Annotated in this window: 20 protein-coding genes and 6 tRNA genes; 14 read left to right on the plus strand and 12 right to left on the minus strand. The window is 63.9% G+C overall.

Translation table 11 applies throughout. The features are described from left to right. Nucleotides 1–14 precede the first annotated feature (14 nt). Nucleotides 15–407 carry a S24 family peptidase gene (locus tag HR9077_RS11380; protein ID WP_244613181.1) on the minus strand — a complete coding sequence of 131 codons (393 nt, stop codon included), beginning with the start codon at nt 405–407 and terminating at the stop codon, nt 15–17. A gap of 327 nt (nt 408–734) precedes the next feature. Between HR9077_RS11380 and HR9077_RS11385 the strand changes: the two genes are divergently transcribed. The 14 genes from HR9077_RS11385 (at nt 735) to HR9077_RS11450 (ending at nt 8,019) form a co-directional block, all read left to right on the plus strand. After that, nucleotides 735–965: a DNA-binding protein gene (locus tag HR9077_RS11385; RefSeq protein WP_136067115.1), complete on the plus strand. Its 231-nt coding sequence runs from the start codon at nt 735–737 to the stop codon at nt 963–965. Nucleotides 966–1,001: 36 nt separating this feature from the next. Beyond that, nucleotides 1,002–1,205, plus strand: a complete 204-nt coding sequence (locus tag HR9077_RS11390; RefSeq protein WP_136067116.1) for a hypothetical protein — start codon at nt 1,002–1,004, stop codon at nt 1,203–1,205. 39 nt (nt 1,206–1,244) lie between these two features. After that, on the plus strand, nt 1,245–1,433 hold the full coding sequence (locus tag HR9077_RS11395) for a hypothetical protein (protein WP_136067117.1): 189 nt from the start codon (nt 1,245–1,247) through the stop codon (nt 1,431–1,433). Next, nucleotides 1,433–1,699 carry an ogr/Delta-like zinc finger family protein gene (locus tag HR9077_RS11400; RefSeq protein WP_136067118.1) on the plus strand — a complete coding sequence of 89 codons (267 nt, stop codon included), beginning with the start codon at nt 1,433–1,435 and terminating at the stop codon, nt 1,697–1,699. Before HR9077_RS11395 ends, HR9077_RS11400 begins: the two co-directional genes overlap by 1 nt. Nucleotides 1,700–1,820: 121 nt before the next feature. Continuing rightward, entirely contained in the window at nt 1,821–2,153 is a 333-nt protein-coding gene (locus tag HR9077_RS11405) for a hypothetical protein (RefSeq protein ID WP_136067119.1), read from the plus strand. Between the two features lie 33 nt (nt 2,154–2,186). Continuing rightward, on the plus strand, nt 2,187–4,859 hold the full coding sequence (locus tag HR9077_RS11410) for a toprim domain-containing protein (RefSeq protein ID WP_136067120.1): 2,673 nt from the start codon (nt 2,187–2,189) through the stop codon (nt 4,857–4,859). A 10-nt stretch (nt 4,860–4,869) separates the two neighbouring features. Further along, nucleotides 4,870–5,193 (plus strand): phage antirepressor KilAC domain-containing protein, encoded by a 324-nt coding sequence (locus HR9077_RS11415; RefSeq protein WP_136067121.1) that lies wholly within the window; start codon nt 4,870–4,872, stop codon nt 5,191–5,193. Next, nucleotides 5,190–5,588 carry a DUF7673 family protein gene (locus HR9077_RS11420; RefSeq protein WP_136067122.1) on the plus strand — a complete coding sequence of 133 codons (399 nt, stop codon included), beginning with the start codon at nt 5,190–5,192 and terminating at the stop codon, nt 5,586–5,588. The genes HR9077_RS11415 and HR9077_RS11420 overlap by 4 nt, the downstream gene beginning before the upstream one ends. A gap of 2 nt (nt 5,589–5,590) precedes the next feature. After that, nucleotides 5,591–5,803: a hypothetical protein gene (locus tag HR9077_RS11425; protein WP_136067123.1), complete on the plus strand. Its 213-nt coding sequence runs from the start codon at nt 5,591–5,593 to the stop codon at nt 5,801–5,803. Continuing rightward, nucleotides 5,796–6,011: a TraR/DksA C4-type zinc finger protein gene (locus tag HR9077_RS11430; protein ID WP_136067124.1), complete on the plus strand. Its 216-nt coding sequence runs from the start codon at nt 5,796–5,798 to the stop codon at nt 6,009–6,011. The genes HR9077_RS11425 and HR9077_RS11430 overlap by 8 nt, the downstream gene beginning before the upstream one ends. Further along, nucleotides 6,001–6,222, plus strand: a complete 222-nt coding sequence (locus tag HR9077_RS11435) for a hypothetical protein (RefSeq protein WP_136067125.1) — start codon at nt 6,001–6,003, stop codon at nt 6,220–6,222. The genes HR9077_RS11430 and HR9077_RS11435 overlap by 11 nt, the downstream gene beginning before the upstream one ends. Then, a complete protein-coding gene (locus HR9077_RS11440) occupies nt 6,219–6,524 on the plus strand; it encodes a hypothetical protein (RefSeq protein ID WP_136067126.1) in 306 nt (101 codons plus the stop codon). Before HR9077_RS11435 ends, HR9077_RS11440 begins: the two co-directional genes overlap by 4 nt. Then, nucleotides 6,521–6,814 carry a hypothetical protein gene (locus tag HR9077_RS11445; RefSeq protein WP_136067127.1) on the plus strand — a complete coding sequence of 98 codons (294 nt, stop codon included), beginning with the start codon at nt 6,521–6,523 and terminating at the stop codon, nt 6,812–6,814. Before HR9077_RS11440 ends, HR9077_RS11445 begins: the two co-directional genes overlap by 4 nt. A gap of 41 nt (nt 6,815–6,855) precedes the next feature. Next, complete coding sequence (locus HR9077_RS11450; protein WP_136067128.1) at nt 6,856–8,019, plus strand: Arm DNA-binding domain-containing protein; 1,164 nt, start codon at nt 6,856–6,858, stop codon at nt 8,017–8,019. A gap of 92 nt (nt 8,020–8,111) precedes the next feature. Here the strand turns inward: HR9077_RS11450 and HR9077_RS11455 are convergent. From HR9077_RS11455 to HR9077_RS11505, 11 genes are all read right to left on the minus strand, one after another. Next, nucleotides 8,112–8,199, minus strand: a tRNA-Ser gene (locus tag HR9077_RS11455). 95 nt (nt 8,200–8,294) lie between these two features. Continuing rightward, nucleotides 8,295–8,813 (minus strand): YiiD C-terminal domain-containing protein, encoded by a 519-nt coding sequence (locus HR9077_RS11460; protein WP_136067129.1) that lies wholly within the window; start codon nt 8,811–8,813, stop codon nt 8,295–8,297. Then, nucleotides 8,813–9,373 carry a nitroreductase family protein gene (locus HR9077_RS11465; RefSeq protein WP_136067130.1) on the minus strand — a complete coding sequence of 187 codons (561 nt, stop codon included), beginning with the start codon at nt 9,371–9,373 and terminating at the stop codon, nt 8,813–8,815. Before HR9077_RS11465 ends, HR9077_RS11460 begins: the two co-directional genes overlap by 1 nt. A gap of 56 nt (nt 9,374–9,429) precedes the next feature. Next, the gene (gene queF / locus HR9077_RS11470; RefSeq protein ID WP_136067131.1) at nt 9,430–10,260 is read right to left on the minus strand and encodes an NADPH-dependent 7-cyano-7-deazaguanine reductase QueF; all 831 of its coding nucleotides are present in this window, start codon (nt 10,258–10,260) and stop codon (nt 9,430–9,432) included. A gap of 7 nt (nt 10,261–10,267) precedes the next feature. Next, entirely contained in the window at nt 10,268–11,041 is a 774-nt protein-coding gene (locus HR9077_RS11475; protein ID WP_136067132.1) for an ABC transporter permease, read from the minus strand. After that, nucleotides 11,038–12,006 (minus strand): ABC transporter ATP-binding protein, encoded by a 969-nt coding sequence (locus HR9077_RS11480; protein ID WP_136067133.1) that lies wholly within the window; start codon nt 12,004–12,006, stop codon nt 11,038–11,040. The genes HR9077_RS11475 and HR9077_RS11480 overlap by 4 nt, the downstream gene beginning before the upstream one ends. A gap of 161 nt (nt 12,007–12,167) precedes the next feature. Beyond that, nucleotides 12,168–12,242 (minus strand) — tRNA-Gly (locus HR9077_RS11485). Nucleotides 12,243–12,267: 25 nt separating this feature from the next. After that, a tRNA-Glu gene (locus tag HR9077_RS11490) sits at nt 12,268–12,343 on the minus strand. Between the two features lie 16 nt (nt 12,344–12,359). After that, nucleotides 12,360–12,434: transfer RNA gene (locus HR9077_RS11495), tRNA-Gly, on the minus strand. A gap of 48 nt (nt 12,435–12,482) precedes the next feature. Continuing rightward, nucleotides 12,483–12,558 (minus strand) — tRNA-Glu (locus HR9077_RS11500). Nucleotides 12,559–12,574: 16 nt separating this feature from the next. Beyond that, nucleotides 12,575–12,649, minus strand: a tRNA-Gly gene (locus HR9077_RS11505). Nucleotides 12,650–12,663 lie beyond the last annotated feature (14 nt).

Raw genomic sequence — 12,663 nt, forward strand, 5'->3', positions numbered from 1 at the left:
ATCAGATATGCAGCTCAAAAAACCCGCCCCACCTTCCGCCAGCACTGCCCGATGATCTCCACGTTCCCTAGATCCTCCGGCTTGATCATTTCCCGCTCGTACGCAGGGTTATCGCTGATCAAAATCCACGCTCCACCTGCCACACGCTGCACCCGCTTTAGGCGTAATTCGCCATCCATGCGCAGCAGGAACACACCGTCTGGTGTCCGACGGGCACGGTTCACCAGCACCTGCTCCTGGTCGCGGATCGTGTCGCCCATTGAATCGCCCCGGGCGGTCACACCCACTACCTGAGCCGGGTCCACGCCCTCGGCCTCGAATAGCTCGGCGGGCAAATAGAACGTCGACTGGATCAGCTCAGCATCGAACAGGCGCCCTGCCCCAGCCGCTGCCTCTATGTCGTACATCGGCACCGGCCGACTTCTCTCCAGCTCACTCGCCACCCCCTCCACATAAGAGTGACTATTTACACCGGAGAGCACATAGCTAGCGTCGACACCTATGCTGCCAAGCCTCGCAAGTAGCTCAGCGGAGCATTTTTTTCTGCCAGAAAGGGTATCCCGGATGCTTTGGGAGGAATCATCGCCTATTGCTCGAGCGGCCTCGGCAAGACTATATCCACACCTGTCGAGCTCTTTGCGGAGCCGATTGCGTATTTCTTCCACACAAGAGCTTGACACTGTGTACTATCTCCACCATTCTGATTTTCACACAAACACACACAGGACCACACTATGCCCGCCCCTCTGACTCGTGAGCAAGCGAGAAACGAGCTAGAGCGCCGTGGGATCAGCATCGCTGAGTTTTCACGGGCTCATAAGCTCAACCCCAATCTCGTTCATGACCTGCTCGCGGGTCGCAAGAAGGGCCTGCGTGGTGAATCCCACCGGGCCGCCGTACTGCTGGGTATCAAGGATGGCGTCATCGACGATGCTGACGACTTTCCTCCCCGGCCCGGCCACTGAGCCCCCTTTCGTCATAAGCCGCTTAAGGAAGTCGTCATGTACCCGGACCCCAAGCGCGTTCGCTCCCGTTATGCCGCGCTGAACCTCGACCAGTACGAAGCCCAGTTGATCGACGCCCTGGTCGCCTACACCGGCATCGACAAGGCCGCGCTGCTGCGTCAGCTGGTGTTGAAGGAAGCGCTGGAGACGCTGGGCGTCGCCGATCTCGACCTACGCACTGTGCCCCGGCAGGCATCGTAAGGGCAGGCCCTTTTGAGGACCCCAAGGAGCACTGGATTTATGGCTGACGAACTGCGCCTTCCGCTGGATGACGAGCTCGAAGCCGTGCTGGAGCAGATACGCGCCCAGCAGAACCTGAGAAACCGAGAAGAAGCTGCCGAGTGGCTACTGCGCAGACGCCTGCGCAAGGGCACCCAGGAGCTCACCGGGCGTGGTCGCGCCCTCTACCCCGCAGGGAGAAAAAACTGATGACCGTTCAAAACCGACACCGCATTCCGTGCCCCCACTGCGGCGAGAACGTGCGCGTTCGCAAGAGCCAGGGGCTCACCCCGGTCTATCGCGAGGCGATTCTCGAGTGCCGCAATGAGGCGTGCGGGTTTCGCGGTAAAGCCTCGATCGAGCTGACCCATACGCTCACGCCGAGCGATATGCCGAACCCCACGGTGGAGTTGCCGTTAGTGCCGCGCCTGCGTGAATTGGCGATGAGCCAGGCGGCACTGGCGGCCACCGGCTAGCGCTCTAGCAGCACCCACAACAACCGGGACACCCCCTTCCCGCTGGCCGTCGTGCCAGCCGGGCAGGAAAGCCGCGTCCTGAAAAAAGCATCACGACAGGTGAACGGAAGGAGAAGAACCCATGCACGCACTGAACATCAACGACGCCGCCTGCGCCTATCTGCTGAAGCTGGCCCGCCCCTACCAGCGCACCGTGGCGCTGGAGCGCTGCACCGCGCACCTGGTCGAGCAGCACGACTGCAGCCAGAGCACCGCCTCGCTGGCCGCGATCCAGGCAATCGCCGAGCTCGAGACGCTCAACCAGCCGGCCTTTATCGACGCCGACGCGACCACTTCACACGTGGTGATCGTGCGCCGGCCGGGCATGAAGGCGATGGCCTTCTCGGTAGCGGATTTGCTGCGGCTGCACGCCCAGGAGAAGACGCTGCCGGCCCCCACCGCTGGCCTGCAGTAACGCCACCCCCTCGCTGGTAACAAGGAGCTCGGCGTGAATCCATCGCTGCGTGCAGACATCATCGCCCGCCTGACCCGCGACTATGACGCGGTCGAGCGTGGCCAATACCTGCAGAAGGTCGCCTGCCCAAGCTGCGGCAAGCGCGAGGCGTACATCGCGGCCGACCAGCCTTGGATGCTGAAGTGCGGCCGCGAGAACAACTGCGGCGACCAGCGCCACGTGAAGGAGCTGTTCCCCGAGCTGTTCGAGTCGTGGACCGAGCGCTACGCCAACCAGCCGCCGGCGGCGGGCAAGCCGGTGAGCAAGACGCCGGTGGCGGATGGCTACCTGGCCGACGGCCGCGGCTTCTACCTGGAGCGCATTCGCGGCTGGTACACCCAGGAGACCTACTGGAGCCACAAGCTCAACGCCGGCTCCACCACCGTGCGCTTCGCCCTGCCCGGCGGCGCCTACTGGGAGCGGATCCTCGACAAGCCGGAGCGCTTCGGCAAACAGAAGGCCAACTTCGTCGGGCGCTACAAGGGCGAGTGGTGGCAGCCGCCCACGCTGACCGATGCCGACCTGGTCGAGGCCGGCGAGGTGTGGATCGTCGAGGGAATCTTCGACGCCATCGCCAACCTGCATCACGGCAAGGCCGCCGTCTCGGCGATGAGTTGCGCCAACTACCCCGACGTGGCGCTCAAGCGCCTGGCCGATGCGTCACACGCCGCCGGCACTTCGCGGCCGACGCTGGTGTGGGCGCTGGACAGCAACCGCGGCGGGCAGAACGGCATCGTCAAGCATGTTACCCGCGCCCGGGCCGAGGGCTGGGAGTGCAAGGCGGCGCAGATACCGGGTAAGCGCGACTGGAACGATGCGCACCAGGCCGGCGCGCTGAGCGACAAGGACTACGAGACCTACCGCTACCACGGCGCGCTGCTGCTGGCCGAGAACGCCATGGCCAAGGCGCTGCTGATCTACAAGCGCCGCGAGCAGCGCGAGTTCTGGTTCGAGTTCCGCAGCCAGCTGTGGTGGTGGAAGCTGGACATGGACGCCTTCGACCGGGCGATCCGCGCCGAGGGCGAGGACGGCGCCGACCAGCAGCAGCTCAACCCGGCGATCCGCGACGCCGCGCTCGAGCAGGCCGGCATGGTCAAGCGCATCTGCACCTGCTACCCGACGGCGCTCTACTACCAGGCCAACCAGGTCACCGACGAGTCCTGGTACTACTACCGGGTCGAGTTCCCCAACGGCGCGGCGCCGGTCAAGAACACCTTCAGCGGTGGCCAGCTGGCCAGCGCCTCCGAATTCAAGAAGCGCCTGCTGGGCGTCGCCGCCGGCGCGGTATGGACCGGGACCAGCCAGCAGCTCGACAACCTGCTGCAGGACCAGATCGGCAACATCAAGACCGTCCAGACCATCGATTTCATCGGCTATTCGCGGGACCACGGCGCTTACGTGTTCGGCGACCTGGCGGTGAGCGACGGCAGGCAGTACGCGATCAACAGCGAAGACTACTTCGAGCTCAAGCAGCTGCAGCTGAAAACCTTGAGCCAGTCCGTGGCGCTGGCCATCAACCCCAACCGAGACGACTACAGCCGCGAGTGGACGCGCAACCTGTTCGGCGCGTTCGGCGCCCGCGGCGTGGTGGCCACCGCCTGGTGGCTGGGCTCGCTGTTCGCCGAGCAGATCCGCAAGCGGCAGAAAAGCTATCCGTTCATGGAGATCATCGGCGAGGCCGGCGCGGGTAAATCGACGCTGATCGAGTTCCTCTGGAAGCTGTGCGGCCGCCAGGACTACGAGGGCTTCGACCCGGCCAAGGCGACCATGCCGGCGCGGGCGCGCAACTTCGCCCAGGTCTCCAACCTGCCGGTAGTGCTGATCGAGTCCGACCGCGAGCAAGAAGGCGGGGCCAAGCAACGCCAGTTCGACTGGGACGAGCTGAAGACCGCCTACAACGGCCGCTCGATCCGCGCCCGAGGCGTGAAGAACAGCGGCAACGACACCTACGAGCCGCCCTTCCGCGGGGCGATCCTGATCAGCCAGAACGCCGCCGTCCAGGCCGGCGAGGCGATCCAGACCCGTATCACCCACCTGCACTTCACCCGCGAGGGCCAGACGCCGCAGACCAAGCGCATGGCCGAGGCGCTCGAGCGCGTGCCGATGGAGCACGTCAGCGGCTTCATCCTCGAGGCAACGCTGCGCGAGAAGGCGTTGCTCGAGCTGATGGACCAGGGCGTCGAAGCCTACGAGCCGCTGCTGATGGCCGACGAGGCCATTCACAGCCTGCGTATCGCCAAGTGCCACGCCCAACTGCTGGCCCTGCTGGATTGCCTGGGGCCGGACGGCCTGAAGCTGTTCGAAGCGCAGATCATCGACCAGGCGGCCGGGCTGGTGTGGCAGATGGCCCGCGATCGCCAGCAGGCGATCAACGCCGACCACCCGCTGGTGGCGGATTTCTGGGAGGCCTACGACTACATCGAGGGCCTGCGCGCCGAGCCCACGCTCAACCACTACGGCGCCGGTACCGGGCAGATCGCCATCAATCTCAAGGAGTTCGAGCGCTACTGCGGCGAACACAAGCTGCGCGTGCCCGAGGTCCGTGAGCTGAAACGCCACCTCAAGACCAGCAAGACCCGCAAGTTCATCGACTCCAACCGCGCGGTGCGCAGCCAGATCCGGCTGGGCAATTCCACTGTGCGGTGCTGGGTATTTCAGGGCGAGTGAGGAACCAACGATGCCGACCTACACCCTCGACCAAGCCGCGGCGCTGCTCAACCTGGGCCGCAACACCCTCACCCGCCGCCTGCGCGACGCCGGCGTGCTGGGCCGCGACAACCTGCCCGCCGGCCGGTACCGAGGCGGCAAGTACCTCGCTGTGAAAACCGGCGTGTACCGCCACCCCGTCACCGGCTGGACCCATTACGGCCGTACCGAAATCACCGACGCCGGGCTCGATCACATCGCCGATCGGCTGGGTATCGACATCGACCACCTGCCGAGGATCCACGCGACCCGGCAGAACAATAGCCAACAGCACTACGCAAGGAGCCAGTCATGACCCACGAAAGCCGTATGCCGCGCCTCTCCGCGTGCCTCAACGAGCGCACCCGTCAAGCCATCGAGACCGCTCAGGCCAATGAGGCGACCGCCGAGCAACGCCTGACCGAACCGGAGCGCGTCGGCAACGCCGCCCTGGTGCGCCTCGCCGAGGTTGCCAACGGCCACAGCGGCCAAAGCCACCATTGCCGGCGCATCCTGCTGGCCGTTTACAACGGCCCGGAGTGGCCCCTCGAACTCACCCGCCTGCGCTGCCTGGACCGCGACCTGCAGCGCGCCGCGCTCATCGTCATCGAGTGGGCCACCTATAGCGGGCGCGAACTGCACGAGTACCTGGACGACGGCGATCGCCTGATGCATCGCTTCTGGGCCCTCGAGACCGGCGAGGAGGCCTGACCATGCCACAACCCATCCTGCTCTGGGGCGTCGTCACGCCCGCCGGCGAGCCGATTGTCAGCTCGCTCGATTACACCCAGTACGCCGCGACCTACCGCTACGGCGCGAGCTGCGGCGTCGATCCCAACGCCAGGGCCCTGTTCTGGCTCAACCAGCAGGCCCTGGGCTACCAGGCCCAGCAATTCACCCTGATACCGGAGAACAACAATGGCTGATTCAGCAGACATCGCCGGCGAGATCATCGACCTCGCCCTCAACAACGCCCTGCAGCGCTCGCGCCTGCCCAGCACCGTCGCCAGCTGCGCTGAGTGCGACGACTGCGGTGAGGAGATCCCCCAGGCACGACGCCACGCGGCGCCCTGGGCCACCACCTGCACCGAGTGTCAGTCCATTCGCGAGAGGAAAAGCCGCCATGTCTCCTAACAACATCCAGGCGCTGATCAACACCAGCGTCACAGACGCGAAGATTTCCATGGAGGGCGGTATCGAGAGTGACCCGGCATATGCTGCCCACACGGCAACCGAACTGCTGAAGGCACTCCAGGGCCTGGAAGGCCACGTCAGCCGGCGGAAGATGGCCGCCGCCGTCGCCCGCAAAGCGATCAAGCAACTGGAGAAGGAGCCACTGTCATGAACAAGAGCTACCAGGAACTGTGCGATGAGATCGTCCAGTTGCGCGAGCAGCTGGAGGCGGCCCGCCTGCTGATGGCCGGGACGCTCGGGATCGGCCCGGTAAGCCTGACGCCGCCTATCACCAAGGAGTACGCCACCCTCGAGGCTGCACGCCGGATGGAGCGGCAGGTTCTCGAGCAGCGCTACGTCCTCGCCCACATGACTGCTCGGCTATCGATGGCCAAGGCCGAACAGTTGGAACGTGAGCAACCGCCCCAGCCGGTCTGGATCGGCTACGACCAGGCGGAGGGAAGCGCCAAATGATCGATCAGCAACCCAAGGGCGGGCCGCTGGCCCGCTCGGCCGCGATGCTCTGCCAGGATGCTCAGTTTCGGCTCTACCTCGACCGAAGAAAACGGTATAAGTTCGGCCTCAAGCCGGACCAGATGCCAGACGGCACCCACTCTGCGCAGGACGCGCGCGACTGGATCTGCCAGGCGTGCGGAATCTCGAGCCGTGCCGAGCTGGACCACAACCCCCACGCCGGCGCGACCTTCCGGATGATCCGCAATCGCTTCACACGGTGGCGATCCCGGCTCAGCCCCAACCAGTAACCAGCGCCGCCCTCGAGGCGGCGATTCTTTCAGGAGGAACCATGCCTGATGGCTATGAACTGCGCGGGAACACCGTGCGCGTCTACTTCCGCTGGGAAGGCGAGCTGTGCCGCGAGGTGATGCCCGGCAAGGCGACGCCGGCCAATGTCGAGCATGCCAAGCGCACGGCGGCGATCATCAACTACGAGATCGACGCCGGCAGCTTCGATTATGCCCGCCACTTTCCCAATTCCGAACGACTGCAGAAAGGCAGCTTCGGCCACTACCTGGATCTTTGGCTGTCGATCAAGGAGAACGAGCTCGCCTTTTCCAGCTACCGCGGGTACGCGTCGAAAGCAGAGACCCACATCCGGCCGCGCTGGGGCAGCGTCCAGGCTGACAAGATCGACCACATCGAGATGCAGACCTGGATCCAGAAGGACCTGGTCAGGTTAGCCAACAAGACGATCAAGGAGATCGTCAGCATCATGCGCCAGGTCTTTCGGCTCTACTCGACCCGCAACAAGACGGCGTTCGATCCGACCTACGGCATCAACATCCGCCTGCCTGACGACGAGGATCCCGACCCCTTCGAGCAGAGCGAGATCGAGAAGATCCTCACGACACCCACCAAGCGTGCCCAGGAGCTGAACCTGATCAAGTACGCCCTCTACGACGGGCCTCGCACGTCCGAAGTGCAGGCGCTGGCCTGGGAGGACGTGCTCGACGTCGAGCGGGGAATCGTGCGCTACCGCCGCGCGGTGGTGCGCGGCCGCTTCAAGGTGACGAAGACCAAGCGTTCGACCCGCGTGCATCACCTGCTCAAGCCGGCACGCGAAGCGCTCCAGGAGCAATGGCGATTGACAGGCCACCTACCCGCCCAGGTCCACGAAGTGGTCGATCGGGACAACCGCACCGTGCGCAAGGAAAAGCTGCGCCTGGTGTTCCTGAATTCGCTATCGGGCAAGCCGTTCTACGAAAACGCACTACGCGAGCGATTCTGGCGGGTTCACCTGGCCCACGCCGGTGTGCGGTACCGTGGACCAAACCAGTGCCGGCATACCTTCATCAGCCAGATGCTGAGCCTCGGCGTGGTGCCGCTGCACTGGATAGCGCAGCACGTTGGCCACGCCACGATCGACATGATTCAGCGGCGATATGGGAAGTGGATCCGGACGGATGGGCAGGACGTGCCGCAGATGATCGAGAAGCTCCTGGAGCTATAGCCATTCCCAGGTTTGTTCCCAAAACCGTTCCCAGGGGCTAGAAACGACGAAGGGGAATCAAGCTAAATGCTTGATTCCCCTTCTTTATCTCGTGGCGGAGGGGGAGGGATTCGAACCCTCGAAGCCTTGCGACTTACACACTTTCCAGGCGTGCTCCTTCGACCACTCGGACACCCCTCCGCAAATCATCCTGCCGAACCGCGGCAGTGGCCCGTTCGTCAGAACGGCGCACATGGTAACGAGCTAACCTCACGATTGCAAGCGGGTTTTTCGGCTCAACCCCGCTTGTCGTCAGGAAGTATCACATAGTCGCCCAACGCCTCGAAGCAGAGCATATCCTCGACGTGAACCTGCTGGACGAGCTTGATACGGCCCTTGCCGCGCTCATCGAGACGCGCGGCAAGCCGTGAGGGCTGCTCGGCTCTTGCCGCGTAACAGGACAGCCGGTAGTCCGCCGTGACCGGCGCCCGATATCGCTGCGTTGCCTCGGCGACGACGACGTTCCGATGCCAACCCCGCGCACGCAACCAGAGCGTCACCCAGCACCATCCCAGCAGCGTCGCCTGTGCCGCCAGCGAACCGCCGAAACCGGTCCCCTTGTCGTTGAGGTTGGGTGCAAGGCGCACATCGCCTAGCAACGTGGCATCCTGCCAATACAAGCGCCGCATCCCGAAATGACCCGCCAATGGTATCGCCGTTTCGAGCCACTGCTGAAAACGCGTCAGATCCTCCGCCTGCCCCGGTTTCGGCAATGCCAACGGCGGACAGGCTTCACCGGGGTCGCGACCCGCCATCAATCCCAGCGCTCGACGAAATCGACCGGGTCACGTGTCGGCGGCGTCCTGAAGCGCCCCCCGGGCTGGCCCAGATAGATGAAGCCGACGATCGCGTCATGCTCGGTCACCCCCAGCCCCTCGCGCACGACGGGGTCGAACGCGAAGCTGCCGGTGCGCCACATCGCCCCGAGCCCTTGGGCCTGGGCAGCCAGGACGATCGCGTGGGCGGCGCAACCGGCCGACAACACCTGCTCAATGGGCGGAACCTTGGCCAGATCCGGCGTGACCCGGGCGATCACGGCGATGATCAGCGGCGCCCGCTTGGGTTTCTTGCGGATCGATTCCAGCTGTCTTTCCTCGACCTGCGGATCCTTGCGCGCCTCGCCCTCGGCGAACAGTTCGCCCAGGCGGTCGAGGCCGGCGCCACTGAACTCGATGAAGCGCCACGGCATCAGCTCCTTGTGGTCCGGCGCGCGCAGGGCCGCTCGATAGAGGGCGTCGAGCTGTTCGCGATCCGGTGCCGGGCCGGCCAGCTTGCCCATCGAACTGCGCTCGTGGAGCAGCGTCATCGCTTCCATGTCAGCCTCCTCAAACGAGAATAGGTCTCAGTGAGCAAGCACCTTACCGCAACCGCTCACTGCCGCGCCAGCCGCAACGGTTCGGGGGGGCGCTCGCCCGGGGTAGCGCGCCAGGGACTGATATCGAGCCCGCCACGACGCACGTAACGCGCCAGCACCAGCAACTTCTCGGGGCGCAGGCGTGCCATGAGATCGATAAAGATGTGTTCGACGCAATGCTCGTGGAAATCCTGGTGCCGGCGATAGGCCACCAGGTACTTGAGCAATCCCTCGCGGTCGAGACGCGGACCGCGGTAGCGAATCAGCACACTGCCCCAGTCGGGCTGGCCGGTCACCGGGCAGTTGGACTTGAGCAGGTGCGAATGAAGGCTCTCCTCGACGATTTCCTGGCCCACGGTTAACAGCTCGGAGCGCGGTGAATACTCGCTGATCGCGACATCGAGCTCGTCGAGGCACTCCCCGGGCAATCGCCGCGGCATCAAGCGTGGGTCGTCGACCGCAAGCAGCTCGACCGACACAGCACCGCCGGCCGCCGCCGACAGATCGGTTGCCAGCGTGTCGCGAACGGCATCCCGGTCCACGAAACGGCTCTGGTTGAAGCTGTTGAGATAGAGCTTCCATGACTTGGACTCGATCAGCCGCGGCGTGTCCGCCGACAGGCGAAAGCGAGCCACCGCCACCAGTGGCTTGCCTCGCGGGTTGAGCCAGGAAAGCTCGTAGGCATGCCACTCATCCTCGCCGACGAAGGGTAGCCGGTCGGCGTCGATTCCCAACGGTGCACGGTTGGCTGCCCTGGCAACAGGGTACAAGAGCGCCGGGTCGTAGCGCTCGGGATAACGCGATTCACGCCCCAGAGGGGCGTCCGCGAGGGTCTCGGGTCGATTCATGCGAACCTCAGCTGCGTATGCCCTTGCCGCGCTCCAGCATCCACAGCGCCAGCGCGAAGAACGCCGCGATGAAGACCGCTATGGCGACCAGCGCCCCCGCCACCGGGATGTCGGACACACCGAGGATGCCATAGCGGAAGGCGTTGACCATGTACAGGATGGGATTGATCATCGACACGCCCTGCCAGAACTCCGGCAACATGTCTATCGAGTAGAACACGCCCCCCAGGTAGGTCAGCGGCGTCAGCACGAAGATCGGCACGATCGATATGTCGTCGAACTTGTGCGCCAGCAGCGCGTTGACGAAGCCGCCGATGGAAAACAGCGCGGCGGTCATGATCACCACGCCGAGCATTACCAGCGGATGATGAATCGACAGATCCGTGAAGAAGAACGATACAACGGTAACGATCAACCCCACGCCCAGCCCGCGCGCCATGCCGCCGAGCACGAAGCCGGCGAGGATCACCCAGTTGGGCATCGGCGAGACCATCATCTCCTCGACCGAACGCTGAAACTTGTTGGAAAAGAACGATGAGGCGACGTTGGAATAGCTGTTGGTGATCACCGACATCATGATCAGCCCGGGGACGATGTATGCCATGTAGCTGAAGCCGTCCATCTCGCCGATACGCGAGCCGATCAGGTTGCCGAAGATGATGAAGTACATGGTCATGGTGATCGACGGCGGCAGCAGGGTCTGCGGCCAGATACGGGTGAAGCGGCGCACCTCCTTGACCACCAGCGTCCACAACGAGACCAGAATCTGACGGGGGTTCATTTGGCGACCTCCTCGTCGGCGAGCTTGGCCGGGCGCGATGCGGCATTGTCGTTTTCGACCATCGACACGAACAGCTCCTCGAGCCGATTGGCCCGGTTACGCATCGATACGATCTCGATGCCCTGCGCCGAAAGCTGCGCGAAGGCATCATTGAGACGCTGGCCCTTGCGCAGGCCGAGCGACAGCTGCGAGGCTTCCACCCGCTCGACCTCGAAGCCCTCGAGGGCCGGCGCGGCATCGACCGGCCGTGCCAGATCGAGCAGGAAGGTCTCGGTATCGAGCTCGGTCAGCAGGTCGCGTACCGAGGTATTCTTGACGATTTCACCGTTGTTGATGATGGCGATGTTGCGGCACAGGCTCTCGGCCTCTTCGAGGTAGTGCGTGGTGAGGATGATGGTGGTCCCCTCCTCACGGTTGATCCGCCGCATGTACTGCCACATGCTGCGCCGCAATTCGATATCCACACCGGCCGTGGGCTCGTCGAGGATCAACAGGCGGGGACGATGAATCAGCGCGCGGGCGATCATCAGGCGACGCTTCATCCCCCCGGAGAGCATGCGCGCCGGGCCATTGCGCTTGTCCCACAGGCCCAGGTCCTCGAGCAGCCGGTCGCAGCGTGGCTTGGCCTCGCGCAGCGACATCCCGTAATAGCCGGCCTGGGCGAGGATGATATCCTCGACCTTCTCGAACTGGGAGAAATTGAACTCCTGGGGCACCACGCCCATCTGGTACTTGGCCTTGGCAAAATCGCGATCGATGTCGATGCCATAGATCGACACCTTGCCGGCCGTCTTCTGCACCAACGAGCAAACGATTCCCAGCGTGGTGGACTTGCCCGCCCCGTTAGGCCCCAGCAGGGCAAAGAAGTCACCCTCGGGAACGTCCAGATCGATCCCCTTCAGGGCATGAAAACCATTGCCGTAGACTTTCGTGAGCCCCCGGATGGAAAGCGCGGGTTCTGCCATCGAACGCCCCTATCGTCAGTCAATCGTCGAACACGCCTAACAATTAGCGTGGCAAAGACGTACTACATGAGGCCGCCGTCGCAAAAATCAACGGCACGCATGCCGTGAACGGATTCGGCAAGTGCCGATATCCCTGCAGTCATGGAGGATTCGGAAGGATTTGGAGCGGGAAAGGAGATTCGAACTCCCGACCCTCGCCTTGGCAAGGCGATGCTCTACCACTGAGCTATTCCCGCTTGGAGAGGACTGCATGACAAGGAGTGGCGTCCCGTAGGGGGTTCGAACCCCTGTTACTGCCGTGAAAGGGCAGTGTCCTGGACCACTAGACGAACGGGACACGTTGTTCGCAAGACTGGAGCGGGAAAGGAGATTCGAACTCCCGACCCTCGCCTTGGCAAGGCGATGCTCTACCACTGAGCTATTCCCGCAACCTTACGCACTACTTGTGTCAGCAGTATATACCGCTTGCTCGGAGATGGCGTCCCGTAGGGGGTTCGAACCCCTGTTACTGCCGTGAAAGGGCAGTGTCCTAGGCCACTAGACGAACGGGACACGTTGTTCGCAAGACTGGAGCGGGAAAGGAGATTCGAACTCCCGACCCTCGCCTTGGCAAGGCGATGCTCTACCACTGAGCTATTCCCGCACTGCGTCTTACCG

Source organism: Modicisalibacter radicis (genome assembly GCF_900961225.1).
Taxonomy (GTDB): domain Bacteria; phylum Pseudomonadota; class Gammaproteobacteria; order Pseudomonadales; family Halomonadaceae; genus Modicisalibacter.